Raw genomic sequence first — 6,592 nt, 5'->3', positions numbered from 1 at the left:
CGACGATTCGAAGGCCACGTTCGAGCAGCAGCAGGGCGGCCGGCCGATCATCAGCTTCACCTTCAATTCGGCCGGCGGCCGCGCCTTCTGCGCCGCCACCCGCGCCAACATCGGCAAGCGGCTGGCCATCCAGCTCGACGGTGAGATCATCAGCGCGCCGGTCGTGCAGAGCGCGATCTGCGGCGGCAGCGGCATCATCACCGGCAGCTTCACGACCCAGCAGACCCAGGAACAGTCGCTGCTGCTGCGCTCCGGCGCGCTGCCCGCGACCCTCAGCATCATCCAGGAGAGCACCGTCGGCGCCGACCTCGGTGCGGACGCCATCCAGGCCGGCACGCTGGCCGCACTGGTCGGCACGCTGCTGGTGGCGATCTTCATGTTCGTGGCCTACGGACCGGTGTTCGGCGGCTTCGCCAACCTGGCCATGCTGGTGAACCTCCTGATGGTGTTCGCCGGCATGTCGATCCTGGGCGCCTCGCTGACCCTGCCCGGCATTGCGGGTCTCGTGCTGACGGCGGGCCTGGCGGTCGACGCCAACGTGCTGATCTACGAGCGCGTGCGCGAGGAGAAGGCCCTGGGCCGGTCCCCGTTCAGCGCGCTTGCCACGGGCTATGAGAAGGCGATGTCGGCGATCATCGACGCCAACCTCACGACGCTCATTGCCGGCGTCCTGCTGTTCGGCTTCGGCTCGGGCCCGATCCGCGGCTTCGCGACGACCCTGACGCTCGGCATCATCACCTCGATGTTCAGCTCGACGATCTTCACGCGCATGCTGCTTGCGGTCTGGGTGCGCTGGCGCCGCCCCACCGAACTCGTGATCTGAGGCGCAGCCATGTGGAAGCCCGTCCGCCTTTTCGCCTTCAAGAAGAAGTTCGATTTCCTCGGCCAGCGCCGCGCGGCGCTGGTCATCTCGACCCTGATCAACATCGTGTCGATCGTCGGCGTCTTCGCGATCGGCCTCAACTTCGGCATCGACTTCAAGGGCGGCATCGCCATCCAGGCCAAGGCCAAGGATGGCAAGGCCGAGCTCGACCAGTTGCGCACCACCGTGGGCGCGCTGGGTGTGGGCGAGGTGTCGCTGCAGGAATTCGGCGACCCCAGCACCGTCCTGATCCGCGTCCAGCGCCAGGAAGGCGACAACCAGTGCGTCGCCGGCGCGCAGCGCGTGATGCTGCAGCGCGCCGGGCAGGGCTGGCAGGTGAAGCCGGGTCCCGCCGGGACGGGTGATGTCGAGTTCACGTCGCCGACCGCGCTCGATGCCGCCAACTGGCGCGATGCGGTGAGCCGCGCCGGCCTGACCCTGCAGGAGCGCCAGCTGCCGCGCGGCCAGACCAATACGGCCAGGATCGACATGTCGGTCGAGCAGCGCGCCGAATGGTGCCAGCAGGTCGCCATCAAGCTGGTCGAGGACGCGATCGGCAGCAACTACGAGCTGCGCGGCACCGAGTCGGTCGGCCCCAAGATCGGCGACGAGCTGATGCGGAGCGGCATCTGGGCCGTGATCGCCACCATGGTCGCGATCGCCATCTACGTCTGGGTGCGCTTCGAGTGGCAGTTCGCGGTCGGCGCGCTGATCGCGATGCTGCACGACGTCATCTCGACCATTGGCGTCTTCGTGCTGTTCCAGCTCGACTTCAGTCTGACGGCGCTCGCCGCCGTGCTGACCATTGCCGGCTACTCGATCAACGACACCGTCGTGATCTTCGACCGCGTGCGCGAGAACATGCGCCGCTACAAGAAGATGCCGCTGCTCGACCTGCTGAACCACAGCATCAACGAGACGCTGTCGCGGACCCTGATGACGTCGGCCACGGTGTTCGTGGCCGTGGGCGCGCTGGTGCTGTTCGGCGGTCCGGTCCTGCACAGCTTCTCGGTCGCCATGCTGTGGGGCGTCATCGTCGGCACCTACTCGTCGGTCTGGGTCGCCTGCGCCGGCCTCGTCTATCTCGGCCTGCGCGCCGACCAGCTTCGGCCGGCCGAGGACAAGGCGGACAAGGACGACAAGGCGGAGAAGGCGGGGGCGTGAAGCCGCCGCTCCCGGGGCCCGCCGACAAGACCTTGCCGACACCCGATCCGGCACAGGTCCAGTACATTCGCAGCTACGGTTCCGGCCGGTTCATGATCAGCGACCGTGAATGGCGGTCGCCGGTGCTGGTGACGCCGACCGTCACCCATCCGTGGGCGATCACGCGCGCCGAGGATCTCTCTCTTGAAAGCCTGGCGCCGCTGCGCGGGGCGGCCGTTCCGACGGAGATCCTCGTGCTGGGCTGCGGCGCGCGCGCCGTGTTCGTGCCGCCCGACCTGCGGGCGGTCCTGAAGGCGGCCGGCATGGGCCTCGAGGTGGTCGATACGGGCTCGGCCTGCCGCATCTACAACGTCTTGCTGGCCGAGAGCCGGCGGGTGGCGGCGGCCCTCATTCCGCTGTAGGGAGCGGGCATGCCGCTCGACCTCTACCTGGCCTTCGTGGCCGCCTGCGTCGTCCTGATCGTCATTCCGGGCCCCAACGTCGCGCTGATCGTCGCCAACAGCGTGGCGCACGGTGTGCGGTTCGGGCTCATGACCGTGGCCGGGACGGCGAGCGCCATGGTGCTCCAGCTCGCACTCGTGGTGCTGGGCGCGTCGGCGCTGCTCGGCCTGCTGGCCAGCCTGTTCGACTGGCTGCGCTGGCTGGGTGTCTCCTATCTGTTGTGGCTGGGCGTGCGGACCTGGCGTTCGACGGCGATGGATCTCTCGGGCATCGCGGCCGAGCCGCGTTCGGTACGTGCGATCTTCGTGCGCGGCTTCCTCGTGTCGCTCACCAATCCCAAGACATTGCTTTTCTACGCAGCCTTCCTGCCGCAATTCGTCTCGGCCGGGGCAGGAGAGGCGACGCGCCAGCTCCTGCTGCTCTCGGTTACTTTCCTCGTGGTCGCCGTCCTGCTGGACGGCGGCTGGGCGTTGCTGTCCGGCCGGTTGCGGTCTGTGCTGCGGGCACGTGCCCGCCTGCACAATCGCCTCACGGGCGGTTTGTTGATCGGCGCCGGCCTCGGCCTGGCTTTCGCGCGGCGCCCCTGACGTTCAGACGTCGCCGCTCAGATCGGCGCGTTCTGCTGCGCCACCATGCAGTAGAGCATGCCGATCGAGAACATGGTGTTGAAGCGGCTGGCATAGAGGGCCCTCGGTGCGGCGGCGGCCTTCTCTTCGGCCGTGGCCTCGACGAGGCCCAGGATCTTCTGCTGGTTCGGCCAGATGATGAACCAGACGTTGAAGGCCATGACCATCGCCATCCACATGCCGATGCCGATCATGACGAAGCCAGGCCGCAGGGTGAGGGCTTCGACGATGTACTTGTTCATCGCGGCCAACAGGAGACCGGTGACGACGGTGGCGAGGGCGGCGTAGCGGAACCACCACAGCACGGTCGGGGCGATGAACCTGGTGATGGCGGTGCGGCTCTCGGCCGGTTGGATCTTCGGCATGGTGGGCACCTGCACGAAGTTCAGGTACCAGAGCAGGCCGATCCACATGATGCCGCAAACCACGTGCAGCCACCGCATGATGACCGTCGCATAGGCATGGTCGACCTTGATCGACTGTCCGGTCGCGACACCGGCGACCACAACGATCAGGACCAGGAGCACGACGCCTGCGGAAACGGTTCGTCCAAGCGAGGTAAACAAGGCGCCCATGTCGAACTTCCCCCTTTATCTTATTGAGGAGATTGATGAATCTCCGATCTCTTTATTCTAGACCTTAGACTCTCTGCGTTCAACTGTCGCACCCTTATGGTCGAGTTCTGATGCCTGCTTCCCAATCCACCGCCTTTCGCGCGTCGGAGGCCTCGCACCGCTATGTGCTCGACCTGGTACGCGATGCCGACCGGGACCGGTTCCTCGGCGCCCTGTTCGCGCCTGAGCCGCAGCGCGGTGGATTGCTGGCGCTGTTGGCCTTCGACCACGAGTTGGCACGCACGCGGAGCGTGACGAAGGAGCCGATGCTGGCGCGCATCCGCCTCGAATGGTGGCGCGAGGCGATGGGCGAGGCGTCGGGAACGGGCAAGCCGCGGGCCCAGCCCATCGTCGAGGTGCTCGGCGAAACCATTCGCCGCCACGGGCTCGTTCTGGACAGCCTGGTCGAGTTGATCGATGCGCGTGAAGAGGAGATCGAGGGCCCGCTCGACGTCATGCGCGCGGGGCAGGCGCTGGCCGACCTCGAACTCGCTGTTCTGGGAATCGACGATGCCTCGTCGCGGCAGGCGGCTCACGCCGTCGGCGCTGCCTGGCTGATGGGGGAGGGCCCCGAGCGCGACCAGCTCGTGGGCGACGCGCGCGCCCTTCGCCGCAAGATCGATCCGGCCGCGCTGCCGATCCTGCTGCCGGCGATTTCGCTCGGCAGGCCGATGGGTCCGCTGAGGCGGCCGCTGGCCTATTGGTGGGCGGCCAGGCGCGGGCGATACTGACCGGCCAACCCGGGAGGAAGCGTGGCGCGCACCAAGGCCAATGGCATCGAGATCGAGTACGAGACGTTCGGCAACCGGAAGGATCCGGCCCTGCTGCTCATCATGGGGCTGGGCGCCCAGCTCACCCTGTGGCCGGAATCGCTGTGCGAGGGACTGGCCGGACAGGGCTTCTTCGTCGTGCGCTACGACAACCGCGATGTCGGCCTGTCGACGGACTTCGACAAGTGGGGCATGCCCGACCTGATGGGCGCCTTCGCCAGGCTGATGAAGGGCGAGACGGTCGATGCGCCGTATCTGCTCTCCGACATGGCCGCCGATGCGATCGGGCTGCTCGACGCGCTGGGCATCGACCGCGCGCACATGGTCGGCGGCTCGATGGGCGGGATGATCGCCCAAGTCATCGCCGCGACCCATCCGGCGCGCACGCGTTCGCTCGTGTCCATCATGTCGACCAGCGGCCGCTACGGCCTGCCGGCCGGCAAGCCCGAGGCGGTGGCGATGCTCTCGGCGCAACCCGAAGGGCCGGCGCGCGAGCAGATCATTGCGCACGGCATCAAGCTGCGCACCGTCATCAGTGGCCCGGGCTATCCGACCGATCCCGCTGCGATGCGCGCGCTGGTCGAGCGCAACGTCGACCGTCGCTATTACCCGCCGGGCGCGGCGCGGCAGTATCTCGCGATCATGGCATCCGGTCCACGCGTCGACCTCCTGAAGACCGTCAAGGTGCCGACGCTGGTGCTGCACGGCGAGGACGATCCGCTGCTGCCGGTGGAGTGCGGCCGGGACGTGGCGGCCCTCGTGCCGGGCGCGAAGATCGAGACCTTTCCCGGCTGGGGTCACGACGTGCCCGAGCAGATGGTGCCCAAGCTGGTCTCGAGCATCACGAGTTTCTGCAAGGTAGCCTGAAGGAACGCCCAATGAAGTTCGGCATCTTCTACGAGCATCAGCTGCCCCGGCCGTGGGGCGAGAAGAGCGAGTACCAGCTCCTGCAGGATTCGCTCACCCAGATCGAGCTCGCCGACCGGCTGGGCTACGATTATGCATGGGAGGTCGAGCATCACTTCCTCGAGGAGTATTCCCACTCCTCGGCGCCGGAGGTGTTCCTCGGGGCGGCCAGCCAGCGCACCAAGCGCATCCGCCTGGGGCATGGCGTGATCCAGCTCACGACCAACAACCCGCACCGCGTCGCCGAGAAGGTCTCGACGCTCGACCTGCTGTCGGGTGGCCGGGTCGAGCTCGGCATGGGCGAGGCGGCGGGCCCGGCCGAGCTGCATCCGTTCAACATCCGCGTGCGCGACAAGCGCGAGCGCTGGGAGGAGGCCGTGAAGGCCATCGTCCCGATGTTCACGAGGGATAGCTGGGAATTCCACGGCCAGTATTATGATTTTCCGGCGCGCAACGTGATCCCCAAGCCGTTCCAGAAGCCGCATCCGCCACTGTGGGTCGCCTGCTCGAACATCCAGACCATCGGCAAGGCCGGCGAATGGGGCATGGGCGCGCTGGGCTTCACCTTCGTGACGCCGGAAGCGGCGCGGGCCTGGGTGCACAAGTACTACAACAACCTGCTGAACAACTCGAAGAAGCTCGCCGACTATCCCAGCAATCCCAACGTGGCGATGGTGTCGGGTTTCATGTGCGCGCCCACCGACGAGGAAGCCGAGGCCAAGGCCGCCGGCTGGACCTTCTTCATCTTCGCGCTCTCCTACTATGGCCGCAAAGGCGTCGATGCGCCGGGTACTTCCAATCTGTGGGACGAGTACCAAGCCTGGCGCGGCGGACCGGAGGAGAAGAAGGCGCTGGAATCCGGCCTCATCGGCTCGCCGGAAACCATCCGCCGCAAGCTGCGCCAGTTCCAGGCCAGCAGGGTCGATCAGGTGATCCTGCTGAACCAGGCCGGCAAGACCAGCCATCAGGACATCTGCGACTCGCTCGATCTCTTCGCCCGCGAGGTGATGCCGGAGTTCCATGCCGCGGAGGCCGAGCATGCCGCCTGGAAGCAGAAGGTGCTCGACCGCGAGATCGTGCTCGAGGACCTGGACGTGGCAAAGTACGACATCTTCAGCCACCAGAACGAACACATCGTCCGCCTCACGCCCGAGCAGCTGAAGCAGAAGATGGCCGAGAAGGAAGCCGCCGCGAAGCGCGCGTGAGTGC

At 67.1% G+C, this 6,592-nt stretch carries 8 protein-coding genes; 7 read left to right on the top strand and 1 reads right to left on the bottom strand.

Translation table 11 applies throughout. From position 1 onward, the window contains the following. The 4 genes from secD to EPO41_RS16900 all read left to right on the top strand — a co-directional run. On the top strand, nucleotides 1-823 hold an 823-nt coding region (secD, locus tag EPO41_RS16915), incomplete at its 5' end, for a protein translocase subunit SecD (protein ID WP_296327168.1). A 9-nt stretch (nucleotides 824-832) separates the two neighbouring features. Continuing rightward, the gene (gene secF / locus EPO41_RS16910) at nucleotides 833-2,026 is read left to right on the top strand and encodes a protein translocase subunit SecF (RefSeq protein ID WP_296327166.1); all 1,194 of its coding nucleotides are present in this window, start codon (nucleotides 833-835) and stop codon (nucleotides 2,024-2,026) included. Further along, nucleotides 2,023-2,427: an Mth938-like domain-containing protein gene (locus EPO41_RS16905; protein ID WP_296327165.1), complete on the top strand. Its 405-nt coding sequence runs from the start codon at nucleotides 2,023-2,025 to the stop codon at nucleotides 2,425-2,427. Before secF ends, EPO41_RS16905 begins: the two co-directional genes overlap by 4 nt. 9 nt (nucleotides 2,428-2,436) lie before the next feature. Next, nucleotides 2,437-3,054, top strand: a complete 618-nt coding sequence (locus tag EPO41_RS16900; RefSeq protein WP_296327163.1) for a LysE family translocator — start codon at nucleotides 2,437-2,439, stop codon at nucleotides 3,052-3,054. Nucleotides 3,055-3,071: 17 nt separating this feature from the next. On the opposite strand, the gene EPO41_RS16895 is transcribed toward EPO41_RS16900, so the two are convergent. Continuing rightward, a complete protein-coding gene (locus tag EPO41_RS16895; protein WP_296327161.1) occupies nucleotides 3,072-3,668 on the bottom strand; it encodes a urate hydroxylase PuuD in 597 nt (198 codons plus the stop codon). Between the two features lie 110 nt (nucleotides 3,669-3,778). On the opposite strand from EPO41_RS16895, the gene EPO41_RS16890 reads away from it, so the two are divergent. From EPO41_RS16890 to EPO41_RS16880, 3 genes are read left to right on the top strand one after another with little or no spacing between them, the layout of a single operon-like run. Next, a complete protein-coding gene (locus tag EPO41_RS16890) occupies nucleotides 3,779-4,438 on the top strand; it encodes a squalene/phytoene synthase family protein (RefSeq protein WP_296327158.1) in 660 nt (219 codons plus the stop codon). 21 nt (nucleotides 4,439-4,459) lie between these two features. Further along, nucleotides 4,460-5,344: an alpha/beta fold hydrolase gene (locus EPO41_RS16885; RefSeq protein ID WP_296327157.1), complete on the top strand. Its 885-nt coding sequence runs from the start codon at nucleotides 4,460-4,462 to the stop codon at nucleotides 5,342-5,344. Between the two features lie 11 nt (nucleotides 5,345-5,355). Continuing rightward, nucleotides 5,356-6,588 carry an LLM class flavin-dependent oxidoreductase gene (locus EPO41_RS16880; protein ID WP_296327156.1) on the top strand — a complete coding sequence of 411 codons (1,233 nt, stop codon included), beginning with the start codon at nucleotides 5,356-5,358 and terminating at the stop codon, nucleotides 6,586-6,588. Nucleotides 6,589-6,592 lie beyond the last annotated feature (4 nt).

It is taken from the genome of Reyranella sp., assembly GCF_004297265.1.
Taxonomy (GTDB): domain Bacteria; phylum Pseudomonadota; class Alphaproteobacteria; order Reyranellales; family Reyranellaceae; genus Reyranella.
Note: the sequence above shows the minus strand (reverse complement) of the source record. Positions and strands in the feature narration are given on the sequence as shown.